This window comes from Pseudomonas sp. GW821-FHT09A09 (genome assembly GCF_059418405.1).
Genome location: NZ_JBWKPU010000013.1, coordinates 144,125 through 156,793, shown reverse-complemented (window position 1 = coordinate 156,793; position 12,669 = coordinate 144,125). Strand labels below are relative to the sequence as shown.

At 62.0% G+C, this 12,669-nt stretch carries 12 protein-coding genes; 6 read left to right on the top strand and 6 right to left on the bottom strand.

The window, feature by feature from the left end; genetic code table 11:
- The first annotated feature begins 58 nt into the window (after positions 1–58).
- Together AC07OV_RS14125 and AC07OV_RS14120 are read left to right on the top strand one after the other, a co-directional pair.
- The gene (locus AC07OV_RS14125) at positions 59–535 is read left to right on the top strand and encodes a LabA-like NYN domain-containing protein (RefSeq protein ID WP_034117765.1); all 477 of its coding nucleotides are present in this window, start codon (positions 59–61) and stop codon (positions 533–535) included.
- 25 nt (positions 536–560) lie between these two features.
- A complete protein-coding gene (locus AC07OV_RS14120; protein ID WP_176998501.1) occupies positions 561–1,172 on the top strand; it encodes a 3'-5' exonuclease in 612 nt (203 codons plus the stop codon).
- A gap of 112 nt (positions 1,173–1,284) precedes the next feature.
- Here the strand turns inward: AC07OV_RS14120 and AC07OV_RS14115 are convergent, their stop codons facing one another.
- Positions 1,285–1,581: a DUF3077 domain-containing protein gene (locus tag AC07OV_RS14115; RefSeq protein WP_494998334.1), complete on the bottom strand. Its 297-nt coding sequence runs from the start codon at positions 1,579–1,581 to the stop codon at positions 1,285–1,287.
- Positions 1,582–2,073: 492 nt separating this feature from the next.
- On the opposite strand from AC07OV_RS14115, the gene AC07OV_RS14110 reads away from it, so the two are divergent.
- Together AC07OV_RS14110 and AC07OV_RS14105 are read left to right on the top strand one after the other, a co-directional pair.
- Positions 2,074–2,640 carry a hypothetical protein gene (locus tag AC07OV_RS14110; RefSeq protein WP_494998333.1) on the top strand — a complete coding sequence of 189 codons (567 nt, stop codon included), beginning with the start codon at positions 2,074–2,076 and terminating at the stop codon, positions 2,638–2,640.
- On the top strand, positions 2,630–2,893 hold the full coding sequence (locus AC07OV_RS14105; RefSeq protein ID WP_494998332.1) for an acyl carrier protein: 264 nt from the start codon (positions 2,630–2,632) through the stop codon (positions 2,891–2,893). Before AC07OV_RS14110 ends, AC07OV_RS14105 begins: the two co-directional genes overlap by 11 nt.
- Positions 2,894–3,014: 121 nt before the next feature.
- Here the strand turns inward: AC07OV_RS14105 and AC07OV_RS14100 are convergent, their stop codons facing one another.
- Positions 3,015–3,707, bottom strand: a complete 693-nt coding sequence (locus tag AC07OV_RS14100) for a cyclase family protein (RefSeq protein WP_495092432.1) — start codon at positions 3,705–3,707, stop codon at positions 3,015–3,017.
- Entirely contained in the window at positions 3,697–4,152 is a 456-nt protein-coding gene (locus tag AC07OV_RS14095; RefSeq protein WP_178919439.1) for an Lrp/AsnC family transcriptional regulator, read from the bottom strand. Before AC07OV_RS14095 ends, AC07OV_RS14100 begins: the two co-directional genes overlap by 11 nt.
- Before the next feature lie 159 nt (positions 4,153–4,311).
- On the opposite strand from AC07OV_RS14095, the gene yedA reads away from it, so the two are divergent.
- Together yedA and rhlE1 are read left to right on the top strand one after the other, a co-directional pair.
- A complete protein-coding gene (yedA, locus tag AC07OV_RS14090) occupies positions 4,312–5,208 on the top strand; it encodes a drug/metabolite exporter YedA (protein WP_494998330.1) in 897 nt (298 codons plus the stop codon).
- A gap of 47 nt (positions 5,209–5,255) precedes the next feature.
- Positions 5,256–6,590, top strand: a complete 1,335-nt coding sequence (rhlE1, locus tag AC07OV_RS14085; RefSeq protein ID WP_176998497.1) for an RNA helicase RhlE1 — start codon at positions 5,256–5,258, stop codon at positions 6,588–6,590.
- A gap of 136 nt (positions 6,591–6,726) precedes the next feature.
- Here rhlE1 and AC07OV_RS14080 read toward each other — a convergent pair whose 3' ends face one another.
- The 3 genes from AC07OV_RS14080 to AC07OV_RS14070 form a co-directional block, all read right to left on the bottom strand.
- Positions 6,727–7,950 (bottom strand): TIGR03862 family flavoprotein, encoded by a 1,224-nt coding sequence (locus AC07OV_RS14080; protein ID WP_495092431.1) that lies wholly within the window; start codon positions 7,948–7,950, stop codon positions 6,727–6,729.
- 165 nt (positions 7,951–8,115) lie between these two features.
- Positions 8,116–11,445 (bottom strand): type III effector HrpK domain-containing protein, encoded by a 3,330-nt coding sequence (locus tag AC07OV_RS14075; RefSeq protein ID WP_495092430.1) that lies wholly within the window; start codon positions 11,443–11,445, stop codon positions 8,116–8,118.
- 228 nt (positions 11,446–11,673) lie between these two features.
- Positions 11,674–12,594, bottom strand: a complete 921-nt coding sequence (locus AC07OV_RS14070) for a histone deacetylase family protein (RefSeq protein ID WP_495092429.1) — start codon at positions 12,592–12,594, stop codon at positions 11,674–11,676.
- Positions 12,595–12,669 lie beyond the last annotated feature (75 nt).

Genomic DNA, 12,669 nt, shown 5'->3' with positions numbered 1-12,669 from the left:
CTGGCGCCTTTGCGGACCTTCGTCTTCGAGGTCCACGCGGCAGCCATGGGGAAGTGCGGTGAAGAAAATTGCAGTGTTCGCCGATGTACAAAACCTCTATTACACCGTGCGCCAGGCGTATGGCTGCCACTTCAACTATGCGGCGCTGTGGGCTGACATCAGCGCGCGCGGGCAGATCGTCGAGGCGTACGCGTATGCCATCGACCGTGGCGACAGTAAGCAGCAGCAATTCCAGCAGATCCTGCGCAACCTGGGCTTCACGGTAAAACTCAAGCCCTACATCCAGCGCAGCGACGGCTCGGCCAAGGGCGACTGGGACGTGGGCATCACCATCGACATCATGGACGCCGCCGACCACGTCGACGAAATCGTGCTGGCCTCCGGTGACGGCGATTTCGACATGCTGCTCGACCGCATCATCCACAAGCATGGCGTCGAAGCCGTAGCCTACGGTGTGCCGGGGCTGACCGCCAATTCGTTGATACGCGCCGCCAGCCGCTACGTGCCGATCGAAGGCGCGTTGCTGCTCAAATAAACAGTTAGACGGAGTTGGAACAGGTTTGGAACGTATAGCGGTCATCGACTTTGAAACCACCGGCATCACCCCCAGCAGCCACTGCCGGGCCACGGAAATCGCGGTGGTCATCCTCGAGCGTGGCCAGATCGTGGACCGCTACCAGAGCCTGATGAATGCCGGCGTGCGCGTACCGGGTTTTATCGAGCAACTCACCGGCATCAGCAACGCCATGCTGCGCAGCGCGCCACCGGCCGAGCGGGTGATGAACGAGGTCAACGAATTCGTCGGCACCACGCCGCTGCTGGCCCACAACGCCGCGTTCGACCAGAAGTTCTGGGACTTTGAGCTGGGCCTGATCCGCCGCACCCGCCTGCAAAAGTTTGCCTGCTCCTTGCTGCTGGCCCGCCGCCTGATGCCGTCGGCGCCCAACCACAAACTCGGCACCCTGACCTCATTCGCCCAACTGCCCCACACCGGCAAGGCTCACCGGGCGATGGCGGATGCGGAGATGGCCGCCAACCTCACCGCCCACCTGGCCCAGGAACTGCGCGGAACGCACGGTTTGCGCGAACTGTCCCACGACCTGCTGTGCAGCTTGCAGAAAGTACCGGCCGCCAAGATCACCGAACACCTGAAGAAACATCGCGGGGTCTGAACCCGCCATCGCCGGCAAGCCGGGCTCCTACAGGAGATTGCATCCAGCCCTGGCGACTCGGTCAACTGTGGGAGCTGGCTTGCCTGCGATGGCGCCCGTTCAGCCAACATTCCTACCGAGGCTGCACACAGTCCAAAGCCCGATTCACCACCCCCTTCGCCATCCCCACCAAATGCATCACCGCCCGTAGCTGCACGCTCAGCACCTCACCCGACGCCTGCACCGTCTCCACCGCGCAATGCAGCAAATCTGCCGCATGGGCCAGGGCATCTTCGAAGCTCAGGTTGTCATTCAGGGTAAAGGTAGGGGCATCCGGGGCGGACGCTTTGAGGTAGTAGTCGATGGCTCGGCGATTGAGCAGGGCGTCTTCGCTGAGGAAACTGGGTGGATCGGGGGTGATTTTGACCATGGTGGAGCTCCTTTGGGGAAAGAAGCCAACATCGTCCGCTTGCACGCGAATGAGGGTGGCAGCTGTACGCAGGTGTGCAAGACCGGGGCAAAGGTAACCCGGCAGACCCAAGGGTCTCCAGCGCACAGCCGCCATTGCAGATAAACGCCAACCAAAAAAATGGGCATTTAGATGTAGGGCGCTGGTGCACCTTTGCGAGTCGGACTTGCACGTCCGATCACCGAACAATCGATGACTGGGCGAGACTAGCTACCGAATCCGACGGAAACAAGGCCGTGGAATTCTCTAGGAAAGGTCCCGCAAATGAAAGGGATCGGTCTTGCTGGCCATCAAAACATCAGCTGTTTATGTGGGCTTTTAACTGCTTTCTGAATAGTCAGTAGGCCAAGCCCTGCTGCCTCGTCAGACCTTTCTGCTTTTGCCCGCCATCCCTCAATTGCACATCGCGGCGACCTACCATCACGTCTGTCATTTACGTACAGGGACGACGTCATGCAGGAAAGCGACCTCCATACAGCAATCATGCGAAGCCAGTTCGAACTTGAACGCAATGGCATCAATCTCGGTTCAAGTTCAAGCATGGCGTTTCATTTGGGAAACACGATGACAAGCTGCCCAGCTGCTATGGTTTTGCATAACGCTCCAGGTGTTATCAACGGCGCCAATTATCAGCTACTTCGACCCATTCACGCTGATTCCGCAGTTCCGAACACCACGCTTGATGAGCTCTGGAAATGCACACAGCAACACTACGGTTTGACGGCGGCGACGGTCATCACTGGCGCGGCCGGCATACCCATCAGCAAAATTGCTGTGGGCACTTGGGTTCACGCGGGTTCCAGTAAAACCACGAACCTGGCAAGTCTTATCGGGATGCGCTTTTTTCCTCGTACACTGATCAGGCAGCCGACGATGGCCAGGATGGCAAAAGCAACGTTTGGCACCGTGCGGGTATTTGGCATTATTGGGCGAGGCATTCCCTTCGTTGCTGCGGGATTGGCTGTTTTTGATCTGATCAGTATTGGTAAATGTGCCTATGAAGCGAGCAATGGAAGGTAGTCAGACCAGAGCCGATATCAGCGAAAAGGTGATTCAGCTATTCGTCGACATCATTGGCTTTATCGACCGAAGCCAAGTGACGGAGCAAACGGATTTTATCCATGACTTTAAGATTATTGATGAGGATTTGACCTGCTTTGTCATGCAGATCAAGTGGCAATTTCAACTGCAGGCGACCCAGGCAGATTGGGATCACATCACCACCCTCAAGCAGATTGTCGATTTGATTGTTCAGCGTTCAGATCGGCTGTGACGCAACTGACGCCATCGCCGGCAAGCCGGGCTCCTACAGGAGATTGCATCCAGCCCTGGCGACTCGGTCAACTGTGGGAGCTGGCTTGCCTGCGATGGCGTCAGCCCGAGCGGCGAAGTACTCAGGGAATCAACGCCATGACCGAAACCGGCGACCCCGACCCGCCTTCCAGCGCCAAAACGCCGACCACCACCGTCGAGCCCTTGGCCGGCAACCGATCAAGGTTTGTCAGGCACTCCAACACAATCCCGTTCCCCGCCAGCACCGCATGGTTTGTCGCGAAGGTGGTGCTTTGCCCCGGATCGACTCCATGGGTATCGATACCCACCCCGGCGACCTGGCGTTGTGAAAGCAAAAACACAATCGCGGCCTCGCCAATCCCGGGAAAATGAGAGCCTTGGGCATCCTGCCCGAAGAACGCAGTGGGGTCATTCCACAGGTGCTGCCAACCGGTGTACATCAGCACCACACAGCCCGGCTCGATGGTGCCGTGCTGGCGCTCCCAGTCTTGAATGTCTTGCACGCTGATCTCGTAGTCCGCCGTGCAACGGGCGCGCACATCAATCACCACCGCAGGCCGCACCAGGTCTTGCGGCGCGTAGCCATCAATGCCCATTCCATCGGCATAGAAACTGTTCGGCGCGTTCATGTGGGTGGCGCTGTGTTCGCCCATGCTGAAGCGCCGCAGGAAATAGCCGTCCTGTTCCAGCGAGGCAATGTCTGTGAACTGCACCGGTGGGTCCCCTGGCCACAGCGGGATACGCGGCGTGATCGGGTGGCTGAGGCTCACGACCGTGCTGTATTCAACCACCATTCTTGCCCTCCAGTTGGCCCAGCGGCACCCGCCGTTCTATCGCACTCGATAAGATGATCGAGGTCTTGCTGAACCCAAACTTCGCCACCCGGTTGATCAAGTTCTCCAGCTCCGGCATCGAGCCCACCGCCGCCTGCATGATCACGCACGGGTCGCCTGTTACCCGGTGGCATTCGGTCAGTTCCGGGATCTCAGCCAGGGCGTCGTACACCTTCTGGTTACCGTGGTTGGTCAGGCGCAGTTCCATCACGCATTGAATCGGCAGGCCGACCTTGGACAGGTCTACCTTGGCCTGGTAGCCGGTGATCACGCCGCTGGCTTCCAGCTTGGCCACGCGTTCGGCGACGGCGGGGGCGGAGAGGTTCACCGTGCGGGCCAGTTGCGCGTAGGACGCGCGGCCGTCTTCAAGCAGGGCGCTGAGGAGCATGCGGTCGTATTTGTCCATGAGAAGGCTCCAGTAGCACGTGGCTTTCGAAAGCGTGGTTTATAGCCCTCACAACCTTGTTTTGAAAAGTGTATGGCCGCTTTAAACAGGTTTTGTAACTTATGTTTATCGGCCGACCTTTCTAGAATAAGCGTCCCGTCCCTGCCGCAGAGCCGCCCAATGCCTGGCCCACGTCGCTTTCCGTTACCGTTGATCGCTGCCTTTTTTGCGTTGTATGTGATTTGGGGATCCACCTACCTGGTGATCCGCATTGGCGTGGAATACTGGCCGCCGCTGATGCTGGGCGGGATTCGCTTTCTGGTGGCCGGGATCGCGATGTATGGCTTCTTGCGCTGGCGCGGGGCGCCGGCGCCGACTTGGGTGCAATGGAAGGCCGCGGCCAAGATCGGCGTGTTGCTGCTGACCTTCGGCAATGGCGCGGTGACGGTGGCCGAGCACACGGGCGTTGCTTCCGGCGTGGCCGCGTTGGCGGTGGCGACGGTGCCGTTGTTCACCTTGTTGTGCGGCTATTTCTGGGGCGCACGCAACACACGCCTGGAATGGGCCGGGGTGGTGCTGGGGATTATCGGCATCGCCATGCTCAACATGGGCTCCAACCTGCAGTCGAGCCCGACCGGCGCCATGTTGTTGCTGTTTGCCGCCGCCTCCTGGGCCTTTGGCTCGGTGTGGAGCAAGCATTTGCCACTGCCAGCCGGCGCCATGGCCAGCGCGGCCGAGATGATCATCGCCGGTGCCTTGCTGCTGGTGGGCAGTGCCCTGACCGGTGAGCGGCTGCACGCCGTGCCACCGCTGGAAGGCTGGTTGGCCCTGGCTTACCTTGCGGTGTTCGGCTCGATCATCGCGTTCAATGCCTACATGTACCTGCTCAAACACGTGCGCCCTGCGGCGGCGACCAGTTATGCCTACGTGAACCCGGCGGTGGCGGTATTGCTCGGGATTGTGTTTGTCGGTGAAACCATCGGCAAGGAAGAAGCCCTGGCGATGTTGGTGATCATCAGCGCCGTGGTGCTGATCGGTCTGCCCCAGTGGCGCAAGCCGAAGCCGGAAATAAGGTAAACTCCGCGCCATTGCGACTTGCGCTGAATTTTTCCTACGGTAAACACATGACTTTCGCCACCCTTGGCCTGATCGAACCCTTGCTGCGCGCCCTTGAGACGCTTGGCTACCAGACCCCGACGCCGGTGCAGGCGCAAGCCATTCCGGCTGTGCTGGCCGGTCGCGACCTGATGGCCGCCGCCCAGACCGGCACCGGCAAGACCGCCGGTTTCGCCGTGCCGCTGCTGCAATTGCTGACCCTGGAAGGGCCGAAAGTCGCCGCCAACTCGGTGCGTGCGCTGATCCTGTGCCCGACCCGCGAATTGGCCGAGCAGGTTCACGCCAGCGTCGCCGAGTACGCCCAGAACCTGCCGCTGACCACCTACGCGGTGTACGGCGGCGTGAGCATCAACCCGCAGATGATGAAGCTGCGCAAAGGTGTTGATGTGCTGGTGGCCACCCCTGGCCGCTTGATCGACCTGTTCCGCCAGAACGCGCTGAAACTCAACCAGCTGCAAACCCTGGTGCTGGACGAAGCCGACCGCATGCTCGACCTGGGCTTCTCCGAAGAGCTGGCGAACATCTACCGCATGCTGCCGAAAAAGCGCCAGACCCTGCTGTTCTCCGCGACCTTCTCCGATGACATCCGCCTGCTGGCCGGGCAGATGCTCAACGACCCGCTGAGCATCGAAGTCAGCCCGCGCAACGTTGCCGCCAACACGGTCAAGCAGTGGATCGTGCCGGTTGACAAGAAGCGCAAGCCGGAACTGTTTGTGCACCTGATGCGCAAAGGCCGCTGGAAGCAAGTACTGGTATTCGCCAAGACCCGTAATGGCGTGGATGCGCTGGTGGACAAGTTGCAAGGCCTGGGCATCAACGCCGACGGCATCCATGGCGACAAACCGCAGGCCACTCGCCAGCGTGCGCTGGACCGATTCAAGACCAGTGACGTACAGATCCTGGTGGCCACCGATGTGGCGGCCCGGGGCCTGGATATCGAAGACCTGCCGCTGGTGGTCAACTTTGACCTGCCGATTGTGGCTGAGGACTACATCCACCGTATCGGCCGTACCGGCCGTGCGGGCAACACCGGTGAGGCGATCTCCCTGGTGTGTGCCGATGAAGTGAACATGCTGTCGGCCATCGAGATGCTGACCCGTCAGACCCTGACCCGCAAGATGGAGCCGGAGTTCGAGCCGGAGCACCGCGTGCCCGAGACCGATGCCAGTGGCCAGGTGGTGAAGAAGCCGAAGAAACCGAAGAAGCCAAAGGCATCCGGTGGTGGCGGCAAGCGCAACCTGGGCAAGTGGGTGGACAGCGGGGAAGTGGCGCCGGCTGAGCCGTCGATCAAGCCGGTGCGCAAGGTGCCGGTATTTAATACTGGGCCGCGCAAGAAGAAGTGATTGTGCGGTGTGACTGAAGGCCTCATCGCAGGCAAGCCAGCTCCCACATTTTGAATGTATTCACAGATCAGAATGTGGGAGCTGGCTTGCCTGCGATGGCGATCTCGAGGCCGCCATCGCAGGCAAGATCGGTGTTTTAGCGGTTAAGCCATTCCAACACGCCACGCCCCGCTGCTCGGCCGCTGGCAAAACACCCCGTCAGCAAATACCCGCCCGTCGGTGCTTCCCAGTCCAGCATCTCCCCCGCACAAAACACCCCCGGCAGTTGCTTGAGCATCAACCGCTCATCCAACGCCTCAAACGGCACGCCGCCTGCGGTGCTGATCGCCTCGTCCATCGGCCGGGTTTTCACCAGGGTCAGCGGCAGTGCCTTGATATCCACAGCCAACTGCGCCGGGTCGTTGAAGTGTTCAGCCGGCGCCCGCTCGCGCAGCAACGCGGCTTTCACCCCATCCAACCCCAACTGGCTGTGCAAATGCTTGCTCATCGAACGTGAGCCACGGGGCTTGGCCAGTGCGGCCTGTACCTTATCCAGCGGTTTGCTCGGCAACAGGTCGATGTGCACGGTCGCCGCGCCGTCGCGGTTGATCACTTCGCGAATCGGTGCCGACAGCGCGTAGATCAAGCTGCCTTCAATACCGGTGGCTGTGACCACACATTCGCCAAGGCGAGGCTTGTCGTCGCCCAAACCGATGGCGACGTTTTTCAACGGCGCCCCGGCGAATTTGCTGACCATCAACTCGCTCCAGGACGACACCTCAAACCCGCAATTGCTCGGCTGCAGCGCGGCGTAAGGCACGCCTTTGTCTTCCAGCAGCTTGAGCCAGGCGCCGTCAGAGCCCAGCCGCGACCAGCTGCCACCGCCCAAAGCCAGCAATACCGCATCGCTGTGGATAGCTTTTTCACCGTCCGGGCTGTGGATAAGTAAGCCGCCGCTGGCATTCCAGCCGACCCAGCGATGGCGGGTGTGGATAACCACACCTTGCTCGCGCAGGCGTTTTAGCCATGCACGCAGCAGGGGCGCGGCTTTCATGTCCGTAGGAAATACGCGGCCGGAGGTGCCGACAAAGGTTTCGATGCCCAAGCCATGAATCCACTCGCACAACGCCTCGGCGCCAAACGCGCGCAGCAGCGGTGCCATGTGCGGTGCACGCTCGGCGTAGCGCGACAGGAACGCCGGGTAGGCCTCGGAATGGGTGATGTTCATGCCGCCCACGCCCGCCAGTAGGAACTTGCGCCCCACCGAGGGCATGCCGTCGTACAGGTCCACCCGCACACCCGCCTGGCTCAAGACTTCAGCGGCCATCAGCCCGGTAGGGCCGCCGCCGATAATGGCGACGTGGGAGGAGGAAGTGGACATCAGCAAACCTGGGCAAAAGAAAAGGGCGCCCATTGTAAGCAATTGTGGTGCTTATGTAGTGAGCGGGCTTGCCCCGCGCCGCGGTGTACCAGGCTAACGTGAAGCGCCTGGTCAATCGCGACGCGGGGCAAGCCCGCCCACCACAGGAAACGGCGTGCCCGGGGGTCAGGCAAAGCCGGTGTTGGTGTTTGGCGGGTACTCGTCCGAGCGGTCGGCATCGGTGATCGGGCCACCGGTGAGGCCATATTTGTCCAGCACGGGCACCAGCGCGCCGAAGAACGCGTCCTGTTGTTTCTCGCGCTTGACCACTTCGATGATCGGGAACACGAACGAGGTGATGATGCCCACGCCCGCCGCCGCCCAGCCCAGTACACCGGCGAAGGTGCCGGCGATGGCGGCCGCATCGGCCACGCCAAACAGGCCGGCGCCGCCTTCGATGATCGACGCCACCGCCGCGCCAGTGCCGAGGGCGCCGCTGGTGAGGGAGAAGCCGGCGTTGAGCTTGTCACCGGAGAACGCGCTGTTGACCCCGCTGATCAGGCCGAACACGCCGCCGATGAAGCTGCCGGCGCCGCCGACGATTTTGCCCAGGTTCCCCAGTTTGTTGAGGCCGTCGGTGTTCTGCACCATTTTCCCGGTCGGGAAGTCGCCGATGCCTTGCGGCTTGCTCGGGTCGACCGGCGTGGGTTTCCAGGCCATGCCGTAGCCGGCTTCCTTGGCGTATTTGGTGCCGCCTTCGGTGATCAGGCCGGCGAACTGCATGCCCGCCGCCACGCGCCCGGCGTTGTCGGCCGGGCTGTTGCCGCCGGTGGCCGAGCGTGCCGCCAGTACGCCGCCCGCCAGCAGGGCGCTGCCGATGTGCAGCAGGCCCTGTTTGTAGGCGTCGCTGGCGTTGAGGTTCAGGCCGTCCACGGCTTTGGGCAGCACGTCGCTGATCTTCTGGGTCTGGCGGTTGACGTCCCACATCGAGCGGATCAGCGAGATCACATCCTGTGGCTTGATCTGCGCACCCGTGGCGTCCTTGAACATGTCCGGGTTGTCGGCCATGGCCTGGTTGAGGATGGCGGTGGTCTTGGCTTCGTCGAAATTGCCGTTGGCGTCGCCGAAGGTGCTTTTGAGCACGTCGTCGTTGGCGCCGTTGACCAGGCTGTCGGACACCGCCTGGTTGACGTATTGCTGCACGGTGGAGGAGTCCTGCGCCGAGACCTTGTCGCCGAGGAACTCCTTGAGCAACGAGGCGTTGGCCGCGTACTGGCCGATGACCGTCATCGGGTCGGCATTCGGCGCGGCGAGACCGTTCTGCAGGTCTTGCCCGCTGACGATGTGGTCCTGGAAGTACTGCTGGATCTCGGCCGACTTGCCTGACTTGTCGGCCATGGCCTCCAGGTCCACCGTGCCATTACCGCCGAGGGCCATGTCGGTGAGGGTGGCGTCGGTGCCGGCCAGGCTCAGCCCGTCGATCAGCGACACCGGGTTGCCATTGCTGTCCTTGGTCGCCAGGGCGGTGTTGATCACGTTGCCGCTATTGATCTGGCTGTCCTGGTAGTGCTGCATCTCGGTCTTGATCGCCGGGTCGCTGTTGACGATGTCGCGCATGCCGTCGGCCTGGTTCTGGGCCATGAAGGTCTTCACGTCCGGGTCGCCGGCCAACTGGTTGACGGCCGCGTCCAACTGGTCGGCGACTTTGGATTTGGTTGGGTTGAGGTGATATTCGCTATCGGCGGTGATCCCGGCATACAGGTCGCCATCGCCCACCTTGTCGCTGGAGGCCAGGCGCGCACGGGCGTCGCTGATTTCCAGCATCACGGCGGCCTTGGTCTTGCCGTCATAGTTCTGCGGGTTTTGCAGCACGTCCTGGGTCAGCTTCGAGGTGTCGACACCGGCCACCGAGCTGCGGATCGAGGCGTTGCTGAGCATCATCAACACGCCGTGATCGTCGGTGGGCGCCTGGTTTTCCAGCCAGGCACCGAGGTTCTTCTGCTGGGTGATGCCGTCGGCGGTGGCGGTGGCGGGCAGGTCGCCGGCCATGTCGAGGGTACGCATCATGCTCGGGGTCGACCAGTAGCCAGCAGCACCGGTGAGTTCGGGGCTCAGGCCGCTGTCGTTCTTGATGGCGTTGAGGTTGTCGGTGGTCAGGCTACCGTTGTTGGCGCGCTGGTTGGGGCCTTCCATCGCGGGGCCGGCGCTGCTGACCAGCGAGATATTGGCCATGACCAGCGCGGCAGACTTGGCGTTCGCCTTGGCCAGGTCACTGGCACCCGGGTTTTTGCTCAGAAAGGTGCTGTAGGACTTGGAGGCGGCCGACAGATCCTTGTTCGACTGGCTGACGAAACTGTCGACGTTGCTGTGAGTAATCACGCCGTCGCTGCCACCCAGGCCGCCGCTGTCCAGGGCGTTCATCAGGCTTGGGCTGCCGGCCAGGTATTTGAGGCACGCCTGGGCTTCGGGCGGCAGGTCGGCCGGTGGGTTGGAGAAGTCGATGGGGCGGTCGTGCATGCCCCATTTGTCCCAGTTGTCGCTGAGCATTTTGGCCGCGGCGCGTGGGCGGTCGAGGTCACGTTCTTCCTGGGTCGGCGTGCCACTGGTGTTGCCGACGATCTTGTCCCAGTCCTTGGGGTTGGCGTACTGGGAGTTGTCGATCCAGTTGGTGTCGACGGCGCCGCCCACGTTGAAGATGCCGTTGGATTCCTTGACCACCGAGGCATACAGGTCGGGGCTGATGGCCTGGGACACGATCACCTTGTCGCCGGATGCTGTTTCGTAACGGATCAGGCCGTGGCCGAGTTCTTCCGGGGTACCCACCAGGCTGACGCTGCCGGATTCGCTGGCGTCGGCGAGGGTGTAGCCGGCGTTCTTGCTGTCGTTGATCAGGCCCCAGGTCTGGCCGTCGCCGGCCACCTGGTTGTACAGGTCGGGGTTTACCTCGCGGCTGACCACCACCTTGTCGCCCGAGACGGTCTCGTAGCGGATAAAGCCCGGGCCGATTTCATCCACAGGGCCGATGCCCTTGTAGTCAGCCAACCCCGGCGCGGTATCGCCGGCCTGGGCGATGCGGTAGCCGTCGGCCTTGCTGGCATTGAGCGCGTTGACGGCGTCGACCTTGCCGGCCATGCCGTCGAACAGGTAGGGCGTCATCTGCTTGATGATGACAATGTCCTGGCCGTCGCGGGTCTTGAGGTCCAGCACGTTGTCGGAAATCTTGGTGATGCTGGCGATGTCCGCCAGGGGCACGCCGGTGTTGCTGATGTCGGCGAGGTTAGGATCGTTGAGGCGTTTGATCGCCTCTTGATCGCCGGTGGCCATGACGGCGGCGATTTTCTGGTCTTTGGTGTTGTCGGTCACGCCGCTGGCCAGCACCTTGAAATTGCCGGGCTTGGCCGTGTCCTTGAAACCCGCCACGGCGCGGGCCATGGCGGTTTCGAAGGTGGCCGCGACCTTTTTCAAGGCGTCGTCATTGCCGGGGTTTGTCACGGTGCCGATCTTGTAGGTAGCCATCGCCGGGTACTCTGAATACGGGAAGGTGTTCAGGGTGACGGCGGCGTGCGGCAGTTTTGTTGCAAATCTGGAACAGGTCGAATGTTCCACAACGTTTCACGGTTGTGGAAAAGTGTGTGGTCAAAAAACGTACAGTTTCTTGCAGGCCATGCGCCTTCTTGCTCTCAGGTGCTTACGCTCAAGTTATCCACAGGTGGTTCCACAGGCATTGTGGGTAACGCCCACAGTTCAGTGACAGCCTGATGACGTCCACACCCGTTGTGCGCTGTGGTGCAGGATGCCATGGCGGCGGGCCAGGGCCGGGCGGTCCTTGCTGTAGCCGCCGCCGATCACGCCCATCACCGGGATGTCGCGGCCCAGGCAGTGGCGCATCACGCTTTCGTCGCGGGCGGCGACGCCTGCGTCGGTCAGCTTGAGGTAACCGAGGGCGTCATCCTTGTGCACGTCCACGCCCGCGTCATACAGCACCAGGTCGGGCTGGTAGAGCGGCAACAGGTAGTTGAGAGCGTCGTCGACCACCTTGAGGTAGTCGGTATCGCCCATGCCCATGGGCAGGGGAATGTCCCAATCGCTCTGGGCCTTGCGCGCCGGGAAGTTCTTTTCGCAGTGCAGCGACACGGTGATGGCGTCCGGCGTGTCGTGGAGAATGCGTGCGGTGCCGTCACCCTGGTGCACGTCGCAATCGAAGATCAGCACGCGGTTGACCCGGCCGCTGGCCAGCAGGTAATGGCTGATCACCGCCAGGTCATTGAAGATGCAAAAGCCGGCCGGGTAGTCGTAGTGGGCATGGTGGGTGCCGCCTGCCAAGTGGCAGGCCAGGCCGTGTTCCAGTGCCTTTTCGGCTGCCAGGATGGAACCGCCCACGGCGCGCACCGTGCGTCGGGCCAGCGCTTCGTTCCAGGGCAGGCCGAGGCGCCGTTGGTCTTCGCGGGACAACTCGCCGCCCATGTAGCGTTCGATATACCCAGGGTCATGGGCCAGGGCCAGAATCTCTGCCGGGCACAGCTGCGGGCGCAGCAATTGGCTGTCTTCGGTCAGGCCGCTGTCCACCAGGTGATCGCGCAGCAGGCGAAACTTGTCCATGGGGAACCGGTGGTCTGCCGGGAACTCGGGGCTGTAGTCGTCGTGGTAGATCAGGGGCAGGGGCATGGGATTTTCTGACAGGAACCTGCGACGCATCTTACCCGCGTTGTACACTCACGCACATGGCAAGGGAGGGGACCC

Bases quoted from the DNA above. Each gene is read 5' to 3' on its own strand.
- AC07OV_RS14070 (WP_495092429.1), bottom strand. From the start codon at position 12,594: ATGCCCCTGCCCCTGATCTACCACGACGACTACAGCCCCGAGTTCCCG.
- yedA (WP_494998330.1), top strand. From the start codon at position 4,312: ATGCCTGGCCCACGTCGCTTTCCGTTACCGTTGATCGCTGCCTTTTTT.
- AC07OV_RS14100 (WP_495092432.1), bottom strand. From the start codon at position 3,707: ATGGTGGTTGAATACAGCACGGTCGTGAGCCTCAGCCACCCGATCACG.
- AC07OV_RS14115 (WP_494998334.1), bottom strand. From the start codon at position 1,581: ATGGTCAAAATCACCCCCGATCCACCCAGTTTCCTCAGCGAAGACGCC.
- AC07OV_RS14080 (WP_495092431.1), bottom strand. From the start codon at position 7,950: ATGTCCACTTCCTCCTCCCACGTCGCCATTATCGGCGGCGGCCCTACC.
- AC07OV_RS14110 (WP_494998333.1), top strand. From the start codon at position 2,074: ATGCAGGAAAGCGACCTCCATACAGCAATCATGCGAAGCCAGTTCGAA.
- AC07OV_RS14095 (WP_178919439.1), bottom strand. From the start codon at position 4,152: ATGGACAAATACGACCGCATGCTCCTCAGCGCCCTGCTTGAAGACGGC.
- AC07OV_RS14105 (WP_494998332.1), top strand. From the start codon at position 2,630: ATGGAAGGTAGTCAGACCAGAGCCGATATCAGCGAAAAGGTGATTCAG.
- AC07OV_RS14075 (WP_495092430.1), bottom strand. From the start codon at position 11,445: ATGGCTACCTACAAGATCGGCACCGTGACAAACCCCGGCAATGACGAC.
- rhlE1 (WP_176998497.1), top strand. From the start codon at position 5,256: ATGACTTTCGCCACCCTTGGCCTGATCGAACCCTTGCTGCGCGCCCTT.